Genomic DNA, 20,127 nt, shown 5'->3' with positions numbered 1-20,127 from the left:
GCTTCGGGTTGGGCAACAACTCAACTCACGACGATTTCGACGAGCCGCGTTTCATTCGCCGACAACGCTTCGTCGAGCGCAGCCTTTAGCCGCGCGGCGTCCGTCACACGCACGCCGCGACATCCCATGCCTTGCGCCAGCGCGACGAAATCCAGTCCCGGAAGATCGGTGCCCTGCACCGGGTCTGAAGGCCCGAAGCCGAACACCGGCGCGAAGTCCTGAAGCGCGGCATAGCGCGAGTTGTTGAGAATGACGAACGTGACGGGCAGCCCGAGTTGGACCGCACTATAGATCGCCTGCGGCGAATACATCGTCGAACCGTCGCCGATCAGACCGATCACGCGGCGATCGGGCTTCGCGAGCGCCACACCGACCGCGGCCGGCATGCCATAGCCGAGGCCACCGCTCGCCATCGTGAAGAACGTTGCGCTGCGCGTGAACGGCAGGTATTGCTGCATCACCGGTCGCGAACTCGGCGCTTCTTCGACGACGATGTCGGCCGCATGCCGAACCTCCGCGAGCGTCTGCAATGCATACGCGACCGACATCACGTCCGAGGGCTCCGCGCGCTCGCGCGCGGGCCGTGGCGCAGGTAGCGGCCGACTCGCGGGCGCCGCCCGCGTCAACAGATCGCGCAGGCCCAGCTGGACGTTGGCCACCACCGAGGTGCCGACTGGAATCCAGGCAGCGGTCGAAGGATCGTCGATCAACTGATAAAGCGACGCGCCTGCCGGAACATGCGGCCCGCTGCCTTCCACGTGATAAGTAAAAGCCGGCGCGCCGATGGCGAACACGAGGTCGTGTCCGCCCAGCGCCTGAACGATCTTTTCGCGCATGGCCGGCAGGAAGCCCGCAAACAGGCGGTGATCTTCCGGAAAACTGCAGCGCGACGACATGGGCGCGACATAGACCCGTGCGTTATGACGTTCGGCGAGTTGCACGGCTTCGTCCCAGGCGCCGGCCCGATCGAGTTCCGATCCGACCACGAAAGCCGGCCGTTCGCAGCCATCGAGCGCCTCGCCCAGTTCCGCGATGCGCTCGGGATCGGGCCGCGAGCGGGTGCTGACCCGCGTCGGCGCGACCGGTTCGGCCGGCTGATCCCAGTCGTCGACGGGGATCGACACGAACACCGGACCGCGCGGCTCCTGCATCGCCACGTGATAAGCGCGCGCCAGTGCGAGCGGAACGTCCGCCGCACGCGCCGGCTCGATGCTCCATTTCACATACGGCCGCGGCAGATCGGTTGCCTGGGTCGCCGACAGGAACGGATCGAACGGCAAGATCGAGCGGGCTTGCTGACCCGCTGTGACGACCAGCGGCGTGCGGTTTCTGAATGCCGTGAAGATATTGCCCATCGCATTGCCGACGCCGGCGGCGGAATGCAGGTTCACCAGCGCCGCGTTACCGCTCGCCTGGGCATAGCCGTCGGCCATGCCGACCACCACGGCTTCCTGAAGTCCCAGCACGTAGCGGAAGTCGGACGGGAAGTCGCGGAACATCGGTAGTTCGGTCGAACCCGGATTGGCAAAGACCGCGGTCATTCCGAGTCTTCTCAGCAGGTCGATGACGGCGTCGCGGACCGTGAGAGGTCCCGTGAGATTTTCTTGCATGCTGGTTCCCTGGCTGCGCGCCCGGCAAATCCGGCGCGCGGTGATGACGATGAGCGGCAGTATGAAATCCCACCCCTTGTTTGAAAATTGCCGGATGCGCTCGAAGTCATTACGTTGTTGCATGCGTTCGGGTTCCGCGCGACACTGCACGCGGTTGTCTGGGCGCCTTGCGGGACAAGGCGCTCGCCGCCATGCGAGGTGCCCGCGCACGCTCGATCCACCGGTGGGCATCGGCGGGTTGCCAGGGAAGACACCTGGACGGAACGCGTGCGTGCCCTGCTTCTAACCACTCCACTCTGCGTCGAACCGATGAGCTTCAATCTGCAACAGCTAGCCGTTTTCACCACGATCGTTTCAGCGGGCAGTCTGGGCCGCGCAGCCAACCTGCTGAACATGACCCAGCCGGCGCTGAGCCGCTCGATCAAGCGGCTGGAGGAGTCCGTGGGCGCGCCCCTCTTCGAGCGGCATACCAAAGGCATGCATCTGACGGCCATCGGCGCGGCGCTGTTGCCGCATGCCATCTCGCTGCAGCGCGATGTTGAGCATGCGCGTGAAGAGGTCGACGCCATGCGCGGACTGGCCAAAGGCGTCATCAAAGTGGGCGCGGTCGGCAGCATCGCCACGCTGGTCCTTCCGATGGCGATCGGGCGGGTGCTCGACAAGTGGTCGAACTTGCGGGTGGAAGTGCTCGAAGGTGTGTGGGACCGGCTCGCGGAAGGACTGCTGACGCATGAGATCGATCTGGCACTGGCGATCTCGGGCATGGAGACCGATGAGATTTCAGGCATTGCCGACTGCCGCTGGACCGACCGGAGCTATGTCGTCGCCGCGATGGATCATCCGTTGCGCAGAAAAAGCAGACTGCGACTCGAAGACACGCTCGGCGAGCGCTGGGCGTTGACGCCCAAAGGCACCGGACCGTATGCGCACATGATGGAAGCCTTCGCGGCGAGAGGGCTCGCGCTGCCGGAGATCGCCGTCGAAACACGCTCGGTGACGGTGCTCAAAAGCCTGGTGTCGCGCTGCGGCTTCGTCTCGTGGATGTCCGAACCCATGTACGACACCGAGAAAGTGGCGGGCGTGTTCGACGCGCTGCCGGTGGAGGGTCTAGATGCACCGAGAACCCTGACGGCGTTCCGCAGACGTCAGGGCCTCCTGCCCGCCCCTGCCCTCAAACTGCTCGATGAATTGCGTCACCTGACGGAAGGTTTGGCCTCCCGTTGATCGTGCACGCATGCCGAAGCGGCATGACTTGCGCGCGATTGGACAATTCCCGGCAGTCGCGCGGACGAGCACACTGACGCCCGGAAGCGCATGGCGATGCCGGCGCGCCTTAACCTGCCGACTAACCGGTAATTGACCAACAAGCGGACCAACAAGCGGACCAACATCATGAAAATAGCGGTATTAGGCGCAGGCGCGATGGGCTCGCTGTTCGGCGGCCTGCTGGCCGGGCAGAACCACGCGGTGACGCTCATCGACATCAACGAAGCCCATCTGTCGGCGATCCGCGAGCGCGGTCTGGAGCTCGAGATGGATAGCGGCCGCCAGATCGTCGCTAATCTGTCGGTAGCGCGGCCGGAAGAGGTCGAATCGGTTCCCGACCTGCTGATCGTGTTCACGAAGTCGCTTCATACGCGCGCGGCGTTGGCCAGCATCGGCCGCGCGATCGGTGCGAACACAACGGTGCTGACCCTTCAGAACGGTCTCGGTAACGTCGAGAGGGTCGGCGAACTGGTGCCGCTGCAGCAGATCCTGATCGGCGTCACTACGTGGCCCGCCGATCTGCTCGGTCCCGGCCGGGTCGGCTCGCATGGTTCGGGCAAGATCCGGCTGATGTCCGCCGATGGTATCGATCGACCAGCAGTGACTGCCGTGGCGGAAGCGCTCGACGCGGCCGGTTTGCACTGCAGCGTCGACCCGCAGGTATGGAGCGCGGTGTGGGAGAAGGTGGCATTCAACGCGGCACTGAATAGTCTGTGTGCCGTGACCGGCTGTTCGGTCGGCCAGCTTTCGGCCGTACCGGGCGGCCCCACGCTGGCAGCGACGATTGTCCGCGAAGTCCTGGCGGTCGCAACGGCCAAAGGGATTCAGACCGACGTCGACGCCTGTCTCGCCAATGTCAATCAAGCGATAGCGCAGCATGCCGGTCACAAGCCATCGATGCTGCAGGATATTCTCGCGGGCCGACGCACCGAAGTCGAAGACATCAACGGGGCCGTCGTTCTCGCCGCGCGCGAAATGAACATTCCCGTGGCCCACACTGAAACGCTGCTGGAACTCGTGCGGCTCGTCGAGGCGCGGTCTATCGGCAAATCCGATTGACGCTCGGCTTCTGCTCCTGTGTGTCGCGTCAATACACGTGACCTCGATTTCCACCCATCTTCTGCGACTCCCTCACTGCGTAATGCCGACATGAATCAGGTTCATGTCGGCCATTTTTGACCTTCATTTGACGGTGGATGGTGTGCACTCTAATTTACGTTTCATTGCACACCTCAACACCGACCAATGCCATGGACAAAGCGCTAAACGATCTGGAATTTGCTGGCACACGTAGTTCGTCATCCCATTCATCCGCGATTCAGGAGCCTGCGTATCCGCAGCAAGGGGCGATCACGCTCGATACGCTCATCGACGAAATCGAGCGGCGTCGCGAAGAGTTCGACGCTCTGTCACATGTCCCGCGTGACATGATCGCCACGATGAAGCGGGCCGGCATTTTTCGGGCGAGTACGCCGCGCCGTTTCGGTGGCGACGCGCTTCCGCCGCCGCGCTTCCTCGAAATCCTCGAGCGTCTTGCCGTCGCGGACGGATCGACGGCCTGGGTCGCCGCATTCGGTTCGGCCAACACCTATCTAGCCGCATTACCCATCGAAACACAGTCGACAATCTACGCGACCGGTCCCGATCAGGTCTTTGCAGGCGGTCTCTATCCGCCGCAGAAAGCGGAGCGCACCGGAAGCGGTTTCAGCGTGAGTGGTCAATGGCGTTTCGCGAGCGGCTGCAAAGGCGCGGACTGGATTGGCGTGGGGATTGGCGGCGTACCGCCGACCGCGCAGAACGAGCCCGATGCGGGCAAGCCTTTTACCGCGGTATTTCCGGCGAAAGACGTGGAGATCGTCGAGAACTGGAATGTAGTCGGCATGCAAGGCACTGGCAGTCACGACCTGCGCCTGAAGGACAAGTTCGTCGCCAGCGACTGGACCTTCGTGCGCGGCGGCGTTGCGCTGATCGACGAACCGCTCTACCGTTACCCGGCTATCGCGTATCAGGCTCAGGTGCACGGCGTTTGCAACCTCGGACTCGCGCGTGCCGCGCTGGACCTGCTCGCCAGCCTGTCTGGCGTTACGAAGACCACAACCGGTGCGCCGCGGCTTGCGGACCGTGCCTACTACCGCTCGGGGCTCGCCAAAGCCGAAGCAAATCTGCGCAGTGCGCGCGCTTTCTTTTTCGATGCCGCCGAGCAGGCCTGGGACACACTGATCGCGGGCGATCCGGTCCTGCCGGCTCAAGCCAACCTGCTGCGTCTGTCGGCCACCCACGCCGCGCAGACCGGCGCTGAAGTGGTCATGCAGGCCTACCAGATGGCCGGTATCGGCGCGATCTATCGGGAGAACCGCCTGCAACGTCTCGCACGCGATTCGATGGTCGTCACGCAGCACGCGTTTCTTGGCGAAGGCGTGTACGACGCAGCGGGTGCGCTCTTTGTCGGCATGGCGCCGGCTTTCGCGCCGTACCCCTGAGCCGGCGGATGCCACATGAAACCAGCCCAGAGGTTCTGCCCCATATGAGCGCGACCACGACCACGACCACGACCACGACCTCAGCCCAGCAACAGTTTCGCGATGCCATGGCCCGCCTCGCGGCAGCTGTCAACGTCATCACCACCGACGGTCCCGGTGGACGCTGCGGCATCACCGCAAGCGCGGTGTGCTCCGTGACCGATTCACCGCCGACCATGCTCGTGTGTATCAATCAGACGAGTTTCGTGCATGACGTGCTGCGCGAAAACGGCAATGTGTGTATCAATGTGCTCGGCGCTTCAGCGCAGGAAACCGCGAAGACGTTCGCAGGCATGACGGGATGCTCGATGGAGGAGCGTTTCGAGAACACGGTCTGGCACCAGGGCGTGTTGCCCGTTCCCGTGCTGTCCGACGCGGTAGTGCGGCTCGAGGGGACGGTAAACGAGATCAAGACGGTAGGAACACACTCGGTGATGTTCGTGCGTATTCACCACATCGATCTGCACGAGTGCCATGACAGCCTCGTTTATTTCGCGCGTCGATTTCATCAGCTCCCGGGCGACAGGGCTATCAATCCGGCTTATACGACCGCCGATATCTGATCGATTTGATCGATCTATTCGCTGAAACTACACTGGCTCCTTCAGAACTCGCAGCGAAAGCCGGATGATTTCCGGCCGAGGCGCGGGTTCGACCGAACAGTATTTCACGCAACGAGGTAATCGATGAACGACCAAGCAACATCCCTGCCCCCAACCCAGCTACGCAATTGCAGTGCTGCGGAATGGGAGGCCCGCGTCAAGCTGGCGGCCACGTATCGGGTTTTCTACATGATCGGGTGGCATGAGCTGATCTTCAATCACATTACGTTGCGAGTACCGGGCGAACGGGATCAGTTGCTCATCAATCCATTTGGCCTGGCTTATGACGAAGTCACGGCATCGAACCTGGTGAAGATCGATCTGAAGGGCAATATCCTGAGCGACAGCGATTATCCGGTCAATCCGGCGGGCCTGACGATCCATAGCGCGCTGCACGAGCATGTGCCCGACGCCCACTGTGTGATGCATATTCATACGACCGAAAGCGTGGCGGTCGCATGCATGGAAGAAGGCCTCGTCGATCACAACATCTACTCGTCCCAGTTGCACGACAAGATCGCCTATCACACCTTTGAAGGAACGACGGTTCATAACGACGAGAAGGACCGGCTCGTCACGTCGCTGCGCAACAAGAATCTGCTGATTCTCCGCAACCATGGGTTGCTGTCGCATGGCGTGACGCTCGGTCACGCGTTCGTACTGATCTGGACGCTCAATCGCGCCTGCGAGATTCAGGTGGCAACGCATTCGATGCGGGGCAACATCCTGCCCGTCTCGTCCGCTATCAGCGAACGCTCGACGAAGGACGCACTGCAGTACGATCCACGATTCCGCGGTGGCGATCAGGTCCTCGACGCGCTTATTCGCCGCCTCGACCGCCAGGACACCAGCTACCGCCGCTAACCACTGCTACCGTCGCTAACGTCGTACTGAACCCGATCGATGTGCTGTTATATTGATCGGGTTTTACGCGTTGATCGCTTCAATACAGCCGCGCCACGCTTTCCATTGCGTAGTGCGAGCTTCCACCGGAATACGGCGGGAACCGCTTCCCGTCTTCCCGCATCTCGTGCCGGATCTCCGACGACAGCGCGTCGTTGAGCGCCGCGGGACTATCGAACACCACCTTATTGCGTTGCATCAGGTCGACGCATTCGACCCCCAACGTATTCGGGCTATCGACGCGCGTGAAAATCTCGGCCTCGCGGATATTCGGAAACCTGATCATGATCGGCGGATGGTGGTCGATGTAATGGCGCAGCCAGAGATGCAGATCTTCCGCCGGCCCCGGATAGGCGACGAGGAACGTGCAATGCGCGCCTGCTTTGTCGCCCGTAAGACCGGGGTTGGCTTCGGGCACCCTGAAACTGCGGGCCGCCATGGTTTGCTGTGTCCACTTATACCGACGCTTCGTGATCTGGCTGATATGTGCCAGAAGCCCGGCTACAGCTCCATCATCACGACAACTTGTCTCGAGTAAATCGAGTTCGCTGAAGTAAAGCTGCAATACCCAGTCGGGCGGACGCTCACGAGCGCTATAGGGATCGCTGACGTTATCGGCCACGAGGGGTGTATGCACGATCGCTTTCGTCAGTCCATGGAAGGACGCTTGCTGGCTTCTTTGTTGGCTTTGCAGCCACGCGTGAATCGCGAGCGACTGTTCAGTCGTTCCGGGCCTCCCCGTTACCGGTTCGCCATCAACCGCCGCTTCCAGATGCAGAATGAATCTCACACAAGCCTCTGACATGAAGAGTGAACATGTGCCTACACCCGCCTTCGCTCGAGGCAAAAGGCGGATGCAGGAAGTGTTATGGGTTTTGGCGTCGATCTGACGACCGATGTCTCAATGGCCTAGAGAAGTCGGCTTACTGCCCGCGGCCTTCTCCTCCGCGCTTTTCGGAACCAAAGCGACTACCACGCCCGCGCAGACTGCCGCGGCGGCGAAGATATAGAAGTTCCACCTGACGTCGATGCCTTCGCGAAGAATGAAACCGCCGACCAACGGCCCGGCCATCGCGCCGACCCGACCAATGCCGACGGCCCATCCAATTGCGCTGGAGCGAACATGTGCGGCGTAGTAGTTCGAGATCAATCCGAGCTGGACCATCGCCACGCCACCGGTGCCGAGACCCGCCACGGCGATCAGACAGTACGTATAGAAGATAGAAAACCGGAACGACAGCGAGATCAGGCAAACTGCGCCGATCAGGTAGGTCAGCAACACCAGCTTGCGCGGCCCGAGACGATCGGCATAGCGGCCGATCATGATGCCGCCGATGGCCGAACCCGTCATGAAGGTCGCGAGGAAAGCCAGGCTCGATCCCAGATTGAAGCCCATTTGCCGCATGATCTGCGGCAACCACGTTCCGATTCCGTACAGGTTGAGAACGGCCGCGATCTGGGCAACCCAGAAAGCCACCGTGGCCAGGAAATTCCTTGACGAAAAAATTTCGCTAAACACCCGGGCGATCGACAACTTCTCGCCAGCCGATGCGCTGTCACTATGAGCCAGCAGGTTTTCCAGCACCAGTCCATGCGATGCCGCGACACTCCTCGCTTCGGCCGAACGGTCGCGCGAGACGAGATAGAGCGGCGACTCCGGCATGTATTTCCACAACACGGGAACGTACAGCAAGGGCAACGCACCCACCGCGACGACGACCCGCCATGTGTATTCCTGCATGAATAGCAGCGCTACGAGAGCCGACAGTAGCGCGCCGACAAAATAGCCCGAGTACATCAACGTGAAATTAAAGTTCTTTCTGTCTGGCGATGAGAACTCGACTGTCAGCGCCGCGCTGGCCGAAATGACACCACCCAGTCCAATGCCGCCTATTCCGCGTGCCAGCGTGAAAAGAAACGGAGTCGGTGCAATGGCAGCGAGCGCCATCGAAATGGAGAACATCGTCATACACGCGAGCAGCAAAGGGCGACGACCCATGAGGTCGCTGATAACGCTCACGACGTAGCAGCCAACGAGTGTGCCAAGTAGCGCTACGCTGCTCATCGCACCGATTTCCGCCGCGTTCAGATTCCACGGCGTATAACGCATCAAGGCCGGCACGATCGAACCCATGACGGCCGCGTCATAGCCTTCGCACACGATGACGAAAAAACAGAGCAGGACGACGTAGTTGAATCTTCCCGAATAAGCAGCGGGGAGACTGCCGGTTTTGCTATCCATATTGATCATACGAGTCACCTTCTTTTTCAGAGAACGACATTTCGACGACGACGACCAGCCGTCTATCGGCTGGTGAGGCATACCACCCGTACCACCATCAGAATTTGGTGCGCAGCCCGAGACGAGCGATCAACTGGCTTTTTCCACTCGACGGGCCAATCACAGGCGCCAGTCCAGCAACGGTTGCGTCCCCGGCTGCACGCATCCAGGTCGTCTGAAAATAGACGTCGGTGCGCTTCGAAAGAAAATAGTCGGCTACCCCACCAGCAATGTGATACCGCGGTGTCGTTCCGTTCGCCGAGACCCGGCCTTCGGTGTAGCTGTAGGCTCCGCCCACCTGCAGCGCGGGGGTAATGTTATAGGCGGCGATCAGTTCGCCAATATTGAATGTGACCGCTCCGCCGATATGCGCGCCCAACGTCGGATCGAGCGATGAGAACCGGGTGTTCGTATAGACTGCGGCTAACTTCGCTTTTCCCAGCACGTATTGAGCGGAGAGCCCCGTCGAACGGTAATGACCGGCCGCAATACCATAGTTGCCGTCGACCGGATTGTTCGCGGTCCACACGCCCTCGTTGACGGCGGTAGCCGGATGATCGATCGCCGTGTAAGCGGCCGCAATGCTGAGCGGCCCACTGACATAGTTGATGCCAAAAGACTCGAGCGCATTGCGTCCCATCTGCCCGGGCGTCCCACCGAAGCTGTAGAGCGCACCCAGCGATACACCCGAGAAGGACGGCGAGACATAGCGAACTGCGCTATTGACGCGGTAATCGATACCCGTATTGTCCAGGTCGCCGGCGTGCGGAAGCAGGATTCCCCAGTTCCCGGTGGCGCCATAGGCGCCGACATAGTCGGCCATGAACTCGTTCTGGCGGCCTAGCGTGAGCGTACCGTAGCGCTCGTTGTTCAAGCCGACATACGCTGCTCTGCCGAACATCCGCGATCCGTTGCCCAATGTTCCCTGGTTCACATTGAAGCCGTTTTCGAGCCGAAAGATGGCGGACGTTCCGCCACCGAGATCTTCCTTGCCCAACATACCCCAGCGACTTTGCTGCGCGATGCCGCTTTGCATCTGCCACGCGCTCTTTCCGCCCACGTTGCTCGAATAGGTCAGACCGTCGTCGATAATGCCAAACAGCGTCACGTTGTTACCCGCATGTGCGGCGCCACAATAAAACATTGAAGTACACAGTACAGCAAAAATATTCTGTTGCGAGACCGTTTTCAGATTCGTCGTCATGGGTAATTTGTCATGGGTTCGTGGTTAGCTTTTTTTATGCTTCATCGCGATGCCAAGTCTCGGCGCACATCTTTTCTTAGGCAAATCAACCAAAAGCCACATGGCAAATAAACCGCGCTTATCTGACCAGCCGGTACGTGCATCCATCAAACTCATTCATATTCGACATTAATGGCGCGAATTGGCGGCCCCGCCTGTCAGGCGCTAAGCTCGACACGTCCGATCGGCAGGTTTCGCAGTCCGGTCCATCCATTCGACTCGCCGCCGCTGCCTCGTCAAGTCAGGTGCGAGGTCTATCGAGGGTCGCTTTCCAGATGTCCATACGGATTCTCGTTATCGGTGCAGGCGCATTGGGGGGCTATTTCGGCGCGCGTCTCGCCGACAATGGCGCAGACGTCACGTTCCTGCTGCGTCCCGGTCGCGCGAAGCAGATTGCCGACGGCGGGCTCATCGTTCACAGTCCATCCGGCGATACGCGCATTCAGTCTCCGCAGACCGTGACCCGCGATTCGCTGCAAAACTCACCGGGCCATTACGACGTCATCCTCGTGGGGTGCAAGGCGTATGACCTCGAAGACACGATGAACGCATTCGCGCCTGCAGTGAGTGGAGCAACGGCAATCGTCCCATTGCTGAACGGCATGGCGCATCTGTCCCGCCTCGCCCAACGTTTCACGCCTGGCAATGTGCTGGGCGGCTTCTGTCTGATATCTGCTGCGCTCGATGAGTCCGGTCATGTGCGGCATCTCAACGACTCTCATCAACTGGTTTTCGGAGAGCTGGATGGCATCCTGTCAGCTCGTGTGTCCCGTCTGAAGGAAGCTTTCGACGGCGCGCGATGCGAGGCCGTTGCCACCGATCGGATCGTGCACAGGATGTGGGAAAAGTGGGTTCAGATAGCAGTCGCGGCGGGCATGACCACCTTGATGCGAGGCTCGATCGGGGCGGTCGTCTCCTCGGGCGGCGCGGTATTCGCCAATGCGCTTTTCGCTGAATGCGCGGCCATTGCATCGGGCGCGGGCTATCCGCTGAGCGAAGAGGCTTCAATGCGAATCCGTTCCGTGGTGACCGATCCGAGCTCGAGCGTCACCGCTTCGATGACGAAAGATCTCGAGCGTGGCGCACGTGTCGAGGCCGATCATCTGATTGGAGAGATGATCCGCACGAGAGACGCACATGCCGACCAAGGTCATCTCCCGTATTCAATGACACGAGGCGGCCCCTCGATTCTCGATCTGGTGGATCTGCACTTGCGGGTATATGAACGGCGACGTCTGGAGGCCATCTGACAGGTCGCTGCATGCAGCGACTGGATTGGTTTCCCCCGCCGATGTCGGTTAAGATTTAAAGAGGTCGCGGACAGTCGCGACCGCCCGCCAGCGCACCGACGCCGCCAACGCCCATGCGGTAATCGTTCGATCCCTGGTCCGACGACATCCATTCCAACAGCGTGCATGACAAATCCGCGTTCCGGCGTCCCCGATCTCAACCTCCTGCGAGTCTTCCTCGCCATCTGGGACCTGCGTAGTCTCACCGCTGCAGGCGACCGGCTCGGCCTGACTCAACCCGCCGTGAGCCATGCGCTACGTCGACTGCGAATGCTGTTCGACGATCCTCTATTCGTGCGAACACCGGGCGGTATGTTGCCGACCGACGCAGCGCACCGTCTGTATCCGCCGCTCACGCAGGCGTTTTCGATCATCAATCTCGCGGTACAGCAGTTGGCGAGCTTCGATCCTGCTACGGCCCAGCGGGTGTTTCGCGTCTCGATGTCGGACATGTCGGAGTTTTATTTTCTTCCCCCGCTGCTTGCCATGCTCGATAAGAGCGCGCCAGGCGTGCGTATCGATATTGCCAACGTGCCGGTCGAATCGGTCAGTGCAGCCATGCGCGCCGGTGAGGTCGATCTTGCGCTTGGTTACGTACCAGGCCTCGACGCAGGCTGCGTCAGCGAACGACTCTTCGTCGACGAACATGTCTGCGTGGTCCGCGCAGGCCATCCGTTGCGCAAACGCAAGCCGGGTCGGGAAGACCTCGCTTCGCTACGCTATATATACGCGAGCACCAATGCCACCGGTCACCGGATGGTTCAGCAGTGGCTCGAAGAACTGAATTTCAAACGGGAGATCGTGCTGCGTTTGCCGCATTTCGTCGTCGCGCCGGAAATCGTTGCGCACACCGATCTGGCGGTCATCTTTCCACGAAGTATTGCTGAAAGGTTCAACCGCAACCACGCCTTCCGCATCCTGCCTCTGCCGTTCGCGCTACCTCCCATCGAAATTCAGCTGCATTCGCACACTCAGTTCACCGCCGATCCGGGTATTGCCTGGTTACGTGACGCCATCTGCGAAATGTTTCAGCAGCCCGAAGCCTAAGCGGACTGCAAGCCGACCTGCAAGCTTGCTCCGCTAATCGCGGTGGCCTGCGTCGACGACACATTTGCCCCACTGATTTGTCTTCCAAATTTCTATGGATTTGCCTTATTACAGGCATCTTTGTATGTTGGTCACCTGAGGCAGGCGTTCCGCGCCGATGCTTCGGTCCATAGAATTGTTGATTGAATCGCCTACATGAACGCCACATCTTTCAAGGTCCGGGTCGACGCCGTGCAGGACGAAGCGTTGGACATCCGCTCCTATAAAATTTCCCGCGTCGACGGTCAACCGTTCGACGTCTATGAACCCGGCGCGCACATCGATGTGACGAGCCCTGCCGGCACGACACGCCAGTACTCGCTCTGCGGCGACCCACGTCATTGCGATGCGCGGCTCTTTGCCGTCAAGAAAGAGCAGGCATCGCGCGGCGGCTCACGCTCCCTTCACGACGACGTGGAAGTTGGAACAGAGCTGACCATCAGTGCGCCGCGGAATCTTTTCCGCCTCGTGCAGAATGCGAGCGAAACCATTCTGATCGGAGCAGGCATCGGTATTACGCCGCTGCTGTCGATGGCGCATCACCTCGTCGCGCAAGCTGCTCCGTTCACGCTGCACTATTTCGTCCGCGCCAGGGAGCACGCTGCGTTCGTGAATCTGCTGACGACGCCTCCATTTGCCTCCCATGTCTGTCTGCACGTCGGAACTGGCCGCGAACGGCTCGACGATGAACTGGCTACTTGCATGCAAGCCGTGCAACCCGGAGCACAGGTTTACACCTGCGGGCCGCCTCAGTTCATGGCTCGGGTGACCGAGGTCGCGTCGCGTTATGTGCCCGAAGAATCGGTCCATCTCGAGCGCTTCGCTGCCGACACCGCGGACGCCAGCACCAATGCCGGCAACGAAATGCTGGACAGCTTCGACGTGGAACTGTCGCAATCGGGTCGGCGAGTCAAGGTTGAATCTCACCAGAACATCGTCGATGCGCTGGCGGCAATCGGCGTACAGATCGACACGTCGTGCGGCGAAGGCGTGTGTGGAACCTGCATGATCGATGTCGTCAGCGGCGAGCCCGATCATCGGGATCATTGTCTGAGCAAGGCGGAGCGCGCGGCCAACGACGTTATCTGTTGCTGCGTGTCACGCTCGAAGTCGCCAGTCCTCGTGCTCGATCTGTGAGACGTGAAAAATAAGAAGCGCACAGCGTGCGCTTCTCACCTATCAACCCGGTTGATCGAACCGGCCGACGATGTCCGCGAGAAGATTGCGCATCCATACGATGCCGTCGTCGTCATGGAAATGCTCGTGCCAGTGCAGCGTGACTGACGCCACGGGTAATTTCACGGGCAAGTCGTAAATCTGGAACGCGCCGGCCTGGTTAAGAATGTGAGCCAGCCGGCGCGGCAACGTCGCATATAAATCTGTCACCGTCAGAATGGCCGGCAGCGCGACGAAATGCGGTATTTCAAGCGCGGTATTGCGTCCCACGCCCTGCGCGCGCAAAGCATCGTCGAGCGCACGGTGGCTGTGCTCGAGCGATTGCACCTGAATATGCGAGCCCGCCAGAAAGTGCTCGAGACTCAGCTTGCCTCCCGCAGGCAGCCCCTCCCGGCGACGGGTCATACAGACGTAGTCCTCTTCGAACAGTAACTGATGGCGCGTGCTGGCCAGCAGTTGCGGATGATTGCCGATCGCAAAGTCGAGCCGGCTAGAACGCAATGCGTCTTCTATCTCCTGCCCCGAGACGGGGCGTACGGAGAGCCGAACTCGCGGCGCCTGTGTGTGGAGTAACTGGCAGATGGCAGGCAGATACGCCATCTCACCCGCGTCGGAAAGGGACAGGCGAAACGTACGGGTACTTACCGCCGGGTCAAACGATTCCGCGTAACGCAGTGCTTCGCGCACGGTATCGAGCGCGCGTCCGACGATGCCCGACAACTCCAGCGCCACCGGCGTGGGTTGCATGCCGGAACGTGTGCGCAAGAACAGCGGGTCGTCGAAGAGCGTACGCAAACGGCCTAACGCGTAACTCACCGCCGGCTGCGAAAGCGCTAGCCGCTGGCCCGCTTTGGTAAGGCTGCGTTCTTCGACAATGGCCTGGAAGACCCGCAAAAGATTCAGGTCGATATGATCGATCGAGGTCATCTGGGCACTCTTATAAGTGGGGTTTATTGTGCGGTCCATTTTAGATGGATTTGACCGATGTGTGGGATGCGCCGAGACTACCGGTACACCTTTTTCACACCGCAGTTTTCGCAGTTGAACGCCCCCACTCAAGAGAATTCGATGAGCGACACTCCCTATCAGACTATCGACGCGAGCTCGCTATACAAGCGTGCCGGGTCGGATCGCATCGCGCCCTCGTTGTATTACGATCCGCAGATCTTCGAAGCAGAACTCGAACGCGTCTTCTACAAGACGTGGATCTGGGTTGCCCACGAAAGCGAGCTGCGCAATCCGGGCGATTTCATCACGACGACCATTGGCCGCCAGCCGGTGATCGTCGTAAGGGACAAGACTGGCGCGGTGCACGTGCTGCAAAACCGCTGCCGCCATCGCGGCGCGACCGTGTGCGAAGAGCATAAAGGTAATGCCAAAGGTTTTACGTGTCCCTATCACAGCTGGTCGTACGCACTCGACGGCGCGCTGCGAGCGCTGCCGTATGGCGACGGCTACGAAGGCGTTTGCGAGAAAGGCGATCTGCCGCTCAAAAAGCTGCGCGTGGGCATTTACAACGGACTGATTTTCGCCAGCTTCAACGAGTCGATCGAGCCGCTCGAGGACTTTCTGGGTGGCGCAAAGCCCTGGATCGATCTGTTCATGAAACAGGGCGCGGGCTATCCGGTCCGCACGAACGGCGAACACAAGTTCAAGTTCAAGGGCAACTGGAAAATTCAGCTCGAGAACACCACCGACCTGTATCACTTCCCCGTGGTGCACAAATCGTGGCTGAAATCGGTCGATGACGAAACGGCCAAAGTGATCACCAGTTTCATGACGAGCGACGACGCGTTCTGCCGCTCGCTCGGTCATGGTCACAGCCTCGCCGTGCTGATGCCGGAAGTGGTCGATCTGGACAAGGACGACGGCGCGCCTCTGCCCGAGCGGTTCGATCCGCTCGCCACGAAGCTCGCGGAAAAGCACACGCCCGAAGAAGTGCGCCGCATCGTGCGCTCGCTGATGGGCGTCGGCTTCAACCTGAATCTGTTCCCCAATCTCGCTTTGTCGATGGCGTTCTTCCGCGTGCTGCGCCCCATCTCCGCGGAAGAAACCGAGATTCGTCATATCGCGCTCGCAATGGACGGCGGCCCCGAAGAAGCCAACCGCGAACGTCTGCGGATGCACGAACACTTCCAGGGTCCGTTCGGATTTGGCAGTCCCGACGACGCCGAAGCCTGGGAGCGTGTGCAGCGCGGCTCGCACGCTGGCCCCGACGTACCGATTCTCGTCAATCGCGGCCTGAACCGCGAGACGACTGCCGACAACGGCGAAAAGACCGCACATTCCACTGACGAAACCGGCATGCGTGAAGCGTACAGGCAGTGGCGCGTAATGATGGAGCAGGCATGATGAACGAACGCAATATCGACTTCTCGCAACCGGCCTTTGCCCGCGCAATCGAATTCATCTGGCGCGAAGCCGAAGTGCTGGATCGCCGCGACTACGCCGCGTGGCTCGATCTGTGGGACACATCGGGCCATTACGTCGTGCCGATCGATCCGCACACGACCGACTACGCGGCCACGCTGAACTACGCGTACGACGACCACGAGATGCGCGAAAAACGCGTGCAGCGCATGACGTCGGGTTTCTCCGCATCGGCGGCCGATGCGGCGCGTACTGTTCGCACCGTCTCGCGCTTCACGGTATCGAACGATGCCGGCGATGTGGTCGTAGTGAAGTCGGCCCAGGTCATCGTCGCCTATAAGCGCGGCGTGGCCACGCTTTTCGCGGCCGATCTGACGCATAAGTTGAGTTTTGCCGGCGGCGAGCCGAAGATCGTCGAGAAGGTGATCCGCCTGCTCGATTCGACCGAAGCGCTCAGCGCGATCGGCTTTCTGCTGTAAGCGCCCAACGCTATTTGACGACACCTATGCCGACACTCGAAGCCTACCTGCCGCAAGGCTACGACGAAGCCCGCAAGGCGAAGCTGATCGAACGACTTACGCAGGCCACGGTCGAATCGATCGGCGCACCTGCCGCAAGCGTGCGCATTCTGCTGAGCGAACTGCCGGACGCGAACTTCGGGATCGGCGGCAAGAGCGCTGCACGAGGCGCGGCGCCCATGCTGCCGGTGATCGTCGTGATCCTGATTGCCGGGCGCACGGATGCGCAGAAAGCAGCGCTGATCGCCGCGCTTTGCGAAACCGCGACGGACGTACTCGACGCGCCTTTGCAAGCCACCCGTGTGATGATCAAGGACATTCCGAACACGGATTTCGGCATCGGCGGTGAAACCGCTCGGGCGCTCGGCCGCTGATCATCGTGTGCTCTGGACGCCACTGCGTCTTTCGATGCAACATGCCACTCCACTTTCAAGGGCACTCAACCGCATGACCGACAATCGATCCTTACCGCTGCGCGTGCTGTTCTGCTGCGGCGTCACGCAGAATTTCTTCGACTTGCCGCGTGAGCAGATTAGCGAAGTGTGGCAAGCCTACGGCAAGATGCTGGCGGAAGTCGAAGCCATCAACAAGGTTCGCGTGCTCGGCGTGATGGACGACGACCGGCTCGTCGTCGGACAATCCGACGGCGCACCCTGGACCTTCTACATCATGGCCGATGTCGCCGACTTCGACACGGCCGCCGCAGTGTGCAACCTCTATCGCACGACGCCGGTCGGCGAATACAACCTGTGGCGCTACGGCAAGATCGAAGCGCGTGTGGGACGCGCACTGACAGTGCCGCCGCTCGACAACAAGGCTTCCTGATGAGCGACGCTGCCGCGCAGGCGCTGGAGGCCCTGCAGTCTTTGCAAACCCGGGTCGCCGCGCTCGAAGCCGAGAACGCGGTGCGCCAGACCATTTCGCGTTACATGGCCTTGTGCGATGTGCCGGTGCGTGCGCTGCCCGGCGAATCGCTCGGCGCCCTCTTTACCGAAGACGCGATCTGGGAAGGCATTGGGCCTCAATACGCCGGGAAATTCGGCCGTTTGCAAGGCCACGCTGCGATTCTCGAGATGCTGCAACGCTACCTGCCGCCCACGCCCCACTTCGCGACCAACGTGCATTTTCTGACCGCCGAGCACATCGCCGTGCGCGGCAGAACCGCGACAGGCCGCTGGATCATGTTGCAGGCATCCGGTTATGTCGACGGTCGCGCGGAGCTGATTTCGGCGCGACTCGAGATCGACTTCGTGTGCTCGCAATCAGACACGCCGAACCCGAAGTGGCTCATCGAGCACTTCCGCACCGAGCGTCTTTTCGATGCACCCTGGCAGGTCAACCCACGCAAGGAAACGGCAGCATGAGTACATTCATCCGCGAATTCGTATTGCGTGCGAGCGATCACGCAAACGGTCCCACCATCACGATCAAGGACAGCATCGATATCGCCGGATACCCGACGACGGCCGCGAGCCGCGCACTGGCCGACGCGCCGCCAGCGACGCAGCATGCCGAGGTCGTGCAGCGTCTGCTGGACGCAGGCTGGCAGATACATGGCAAGGCCAACATGCATGAGCTTGCATTCGGCATGACCGGCATCAACGATTTCACCGGCACGCCGACCAATCCACAGGATGAGACGCGCATTCCAGGCGGCTCGTCCAGTGGCTCCGCATCCGCCGTCGGGCAAGGTTTCGTGGATGCCGCGCTCGGTACCGACACGGGCGGATCGGTGCGCGGCCCCGCCGCGTGCTGCGGCCTCATCGGACTGAAGCCGACCTTCGGGCGTGTGTCGCGTGCAGGCGTTGCGCCCGAGCGAACGACGCTCGATTGCGTCGGTCCGTTTGCCCGCGACATGAGCATGCTCGTTGCGACGATGGCCGCGATCGATCCAACCTTCGACACCGGCAACGCGACCTGCGATGCATCGGCAATGCGGGTCGCGATCGTGCAGGTCGACGCGGACGAACCGATTCGCGCCGCCATCGATACGACCATCGCGCGCGCGAACTACGCCGCCAGCCACATCACGCTCGAAGCGATGCACGAGGCTTTCGAAGCGGGCCTCGCCGTCATTAACGTGGAGACCTCGCGCGCGTTCGGTCATCTGGTGGACACCGGCATGCTCGGCGCGGATCTCGTCGCGCGTCTGCGCGCGGCGGCCAATACCACGGCGGCGCAACTCGAGGCCGCCGAGCAGGTGCGCGCGCGCTTTACCGCTGCCGTTGACGATGCCCTTGCTCACGCAGACGTGCTCGTGATGCCGACGCTTCCCGCGCTGCCGATCACGATCGAAGCAGCACGCGCGGGCACTTCCGTCATCGCCATGTCGTCGCTGATCCGGCCGTTCAATCTGAGCGGCCATCCTGCATTGAGCCTGCCAATACCTGTCGAAGGATCGGCGTTGAAAGCCGGTTTGCAGATCATCGGTCGCCAGGGCGCGGACGAGACCGTGTGCGCCGTCGCCGCACACATCGAAGCAGCGCTCAAACGTTAAACGTATCCACGGAGCCTGAAGATATGTCGAAACGGGTCGTCATGGTGACAGGCGCGGCACGCGGACTCGGCGCCGTGGTCGCACGTCGTTTTCACGAAGCCGGTTATCGCGTTGCGCTGGCGGATATCGCTTTCGACGAAGCGGATTCGCTCGCGCGATCGCTTGGTGCCGGTAGCGAAACAGCGTGCGCGCTGCGTCTGGATGTCACGTCGAAAACGGATTTCGAACAGGCGCTGAATGAACTGACGCGCCGCTGGAACGGCGTCGATGTACTGGTGAACAACGCGGGCGCATCGAAAGTCGTCCCGGTGATGGAGATCACGGCCGAGCAGTTCGATCAGGTCATCGACATCAATCTGCGCAGTGTGCTGTTCGGCTGCCAGGTGTTCGGCCGATATTTTGCCGATCGCGGCGCCGGGCGCATTGTCAATATCGCATCGCTCGCAGGACAGAACGGCGGCTCCGCGACCGGCGCGCACTACGCCGCTGCCAAGGGCGGCGCCATCACCCTGACCAAGGTGTTTGCGCGCGACCTCGCACCGCGCGGTGTGACCGTCAATGCGATCTCACCCGGTCCGATGGATCTGCCGATCGTGCACGAAAGCGTGCCTGCGGAGAAACTCAAGGCGGTCATCGCGGGCATCCCCGGAGGACAGCTGGGCTCGCCGTCATACGTCGCCGATGTCGCCGTTCTGCTCGCCTCGCCCGATGCCTATTTCGCCAATGGCGCGTGCTGGGATGTGAATGGCGGACTCTATATGCGCTGA

At 61.1% G+C, this 20,127-nt stretch carries 21 protein-coding genes; 15 read left to right on the top strand and 6 right to left on the bottom strand.

Features of this window, described 5'->3' with window-relative positions:
* Positions 1 to 20: 20 nt before the first annotated feature.
* Positions 21 to 1,610, bottom strand: a complete 1,590-nt coding sequence (mdlC, locus tag FQ746_RS03495; RefSeq protein WP_144107527.1) for a benzoylformate decarboxylase — start codon at positions 1,608 to 1,610, stop codon at positions 21 to 23.
* 309 nt (positions 1,611 to 1,919) lie between these two features.
* Here mdlC and FQ746_RS03490 point away from each other — a divergent pair, with 309 nt between their 5' ends.
* From FQ746_RS03490 to FQ746_RS03470, 5 genes are all read left to right on the top strand, one after another.
* Positions 1,920 to 2,834: a LysR family transcriptional regulator gene (locus tag FQ746_RS03490; RefSeq protein WP_144107526.1), complete on the top strand. Its 915-nt coding sequence runs from the start codon at positions 1,920 to 1,922 to the stop codon at positions 2,832 to 2,834.
* A 168-nt stretch (positions 2,835 to 3,002) separates the two neighbouring features.
* Positions 3,003 to 3,935, top strand: coding sequence for a ketopantoate reductase family protein (locus FQ746_RS03485; RefSeq protein ID WP_144107525.1), 933 nt, complete (start codon positions 3,003 to 3,005; stop codon positions 3,933 to 3,935).
* 191 nt (positions 3,936 to 4,126) lie between these two features.
* A complete protein-coding gene (locus tag FQ746_RS03480; RefSeq protein WP_144107524.1) occupies positions 4,127 to 5,356 on the top strand; it encodes an acyl-CoA dehydrogenase family protein in 1,230 nt (409 codons plus the stop codon).
* Between the two features lie 44 nt (positions 5,357 to 5,400).
* Positions 5,401 to 5,958, top strand: a complete 558-nt coding sequence (hpaC, locus tag FQ746_RS03475; RefSeq protein WP_144107523.1) for a 4-hydroxyphenylacetate 3-monooxygenase, reductase component — start codon at positions 5,401 to 5,403, stop codon at positions 5,956 to 5,958.
* Positions 5,959 to 6,081: 123 nt separating this feature from the next.
* Complete coding sequence (locus FQ746_RS03470; protein WP_144107522.1) at positions 6,082 to 6,861, top strand: class II aldolase/adducin family protein; 780 nt, start codon at positions 6,082 to 6,084, stop codon at positions 6,859 to 6,861.
* 79 nt (positions 6,862 to 6,940) lie between these two features.
* On the opposite strand, the gene FQ746_RS03465 is transcribed toward FQ746_RS03470, so the two are convergent.
* From FQ746_RS03465 to FQ746_RS35095, 4 genes are all read right to left on the bottom strand, one after another.
* The gene (locus FQ746_RS03465) at positions 6,941 to 7,690 is read right to left on the bottom strand and encodes an ethyl tert-butyl ether degradation protein EthD (protein WP_144107521.1); all 750 of its coding nucleotides are present in this window, start codon (positions 7,688 to 7,690) and stop codon (positions 6,941 to 6,943) included.
* Between the two features lie 111 nt (positions 7,691 to 7,801).
* Positions 7,802 to 9,151 (bottom strand): MFS transporter, encoded by a 1,350-nt coding sequence (locus tag FQ746_RS03460; protein WP_144107520.1) that lies wholly within the window; start codon positions 9,149 to 9,151, stop codon positions 7,802 to 7,804.
* 88 nt (positions 9,152 to 9,239) lie between these two features.
* Positions 9,240 to 10,385, bottom strand: a complete 1,146-nt coding sequence (locus FQ746_RS03455) for a porin (RefSeq protein ID WP_260853873.1) — start codon at positions 10,383 to 10,385, stop codon at positions 9,240 to 9,242.
* Between the two features lie 24 nt (positions 10,386 to 10,409).
* Positions 10,410 to 10,541: a hypothetical protein gene (locus FQ746_RS35095; protein ID WP_260853872.1), complete on the bottom strand. Its 132-nt coding sequence runs from the start codon at positions 10,539 to 10,541 to the stop codon at positions 10,410 to 10,412.
* Between the two features lie 158 nt (positions 10,542 to 10,699).
* Here FQ746_RS35095 and FQ746_RS03450 point away from each other — a divergent pair, with 158 nt between their 5' ends.
* The 3 genes from FQ746_RS03450 (at position 10,700) to FQ746_RS03440 (ending at position 13,936) form a co-directional block, all read left to right on the top strand.
* Complete coding sequence (locus tag FQ746_RS03450) at positions 10,700 to 11,674, top strand: ketopantoate reductase family protein (protein ID WP_260853871.1); 975 nt, start codon at positions 10,700 to 10,702, stop codon at positions 11,672 to 11,674.
* A 165-nt stretch (positions 11,675 to 11,839) separates the two neighbouring features.
* Positions 11,840 to 12,760: a LysR family transcriptional regulator gene (locus FQ746_RS03445; RefSeq protein ID WP_144107519.1), complete on the top strand. Its 921-nt coding sequence runs from the start codon at positions 11,840 to 11,842 to the stop codon at positions 12,758 to 12,760.
* Positions 12,761 to 12,955: 195 nt separating this feature from the next.
* Positions 12,956 to 13,936 carry a PDR/VanB family oxidoreductase gene (locus tag FQ746_RS03440; RefSeq protein WP_144107518.1) on the top strand — a complete coding sequence of 327 codons (981 nt, stop codon included), beginning with the start codon at positions 12,956 to 12,958 and terminating at the stop codon, positions 13,934 to 13,936.
* Between the two features lie 42 nt (positions 13,937 to 13,978).
* Here the strand turns inward: FQ746_RS03440 and FQ746_RS03435 are convergent, their stop codons facing one another.
* Positions 13,979 to 14,902 carry a LysR family transcriptional regulator gene (locus FQ746_RS03435; RefSeq protein WP_144107517.1) on the bottom strand — a complete coding sequence of 308 codons (924 nt, stop codon included), beginning with the start codon at positions 14,900 to 14,902 and terminating at the stop codon, positions 13,979 to 13,981.
* 141 nt (positions 14,903 to 15,043) lie between these two features.
* On the opposite strand from FQ746_RS03435, the gene FQ746_RS03430 reads away from it, so the two are divergent.
* From FQ746_RS03430 to FQ746_RS03400, 7 genes are all read left to right on the top strand, one after another.
* Positions 15,044 to 16,327, top strand: a complete 1,284-nt coding sequence (locus tag FQ746_RS03430; protein ID WP_144107516.1) for an aromatic ring-hydroxylating oxygenase subunit alpha — start codon at positions 15,044 to 15,046, stop codon at positions 16,325 to 16,327.
* Positions 16,324 to 16,824, top strand: coding sequence for an aromatic-ring-hydroxylating dioxygenase subunit beta (locus FQ746_RS03425; protein WP_144107515.1), 501 nt, complete (start codon positions 16,324 to 16,326; stop codon positions 16,822 to 16,824). Before FQ746_RS03430 ends, FQ746_RS03425 begins: the two co-directional genes overlap by 4 nt.
* Positions 16,825 to 16,850: 26 nt before the next feature.
* Positions 16,851 to 17,237, top strand: coding sequence for a tautomerase family protein (locus FQ746_RS03420; RefSeq protein ID WP_144107514.1), 387 nt, complete (start codon positions 16,851 to 16,853; stop codon positions 17,235 to 17,237).
* A 73-nt stretch (positions 17,238 to 17,310) separates the two neighbouring features.
* Entirely contained in the window at positions 17,311 to 17,688 is a 378-nt protein-coding gene (locus tag FQ746_RS03415; RefSeq protein WP_144107513.1) for a hypothetical protein, read from the top strand.
* A complete protein-coding gene (locus tag FQ746_RS03410) occupies positions 17,688 to 18,227 on the top strand; it encodes a nuclear transport factor 2 family protein (RefSeq protein WP_144107512.1) in 540 nt (179 codons plus the stop codon). Before FQ746_RS03415 ends, FQ746_RS03410 begins: the two co-directional genes overlap by 1 nt.
* Positions 18,224 to 19,360: an amidase gene (locus tag FQ746_RS03405; protein ID WP_144107511.1), complete on the top strand. Its 1,137-nt coding sequence runs from the start codon at positions 18,224 to 18,226 to the stop codon at positions 19,358 to 19,360. Before FQ746_RS03410 ends, FQ746_RS03405 begins: the two co-directional genes overlap by 4 nt.
* A 23-nt stretch (positions 19,361 to 19,383) precedes the next feature.
* Positions 19,384 to 20,127: an SDR family NAD(P)-dependent oxidoreductase gene (locus FQ746_RS03400; RefSeq protein ID WP_144107510.1), complete on the top strand. Its 744-nt coding sequence runs from the start codon at positions 19,384 to 19,386 to the stop codon at positions 20,125 to 20,127.

Origin of the sequence: Paraburkholderia sp. BCC1886 (assembly GCF_900996245.1) — a bacterium.
Lineage (GTDB): Bacteria > Pseudomonadota > Gammaproteobacteria > Burkholderiales > Burkholderiaceae > Paraburkholderia.
This window is presented reverse-complemented; position numbering and strand designations above follow the sequence as displayed.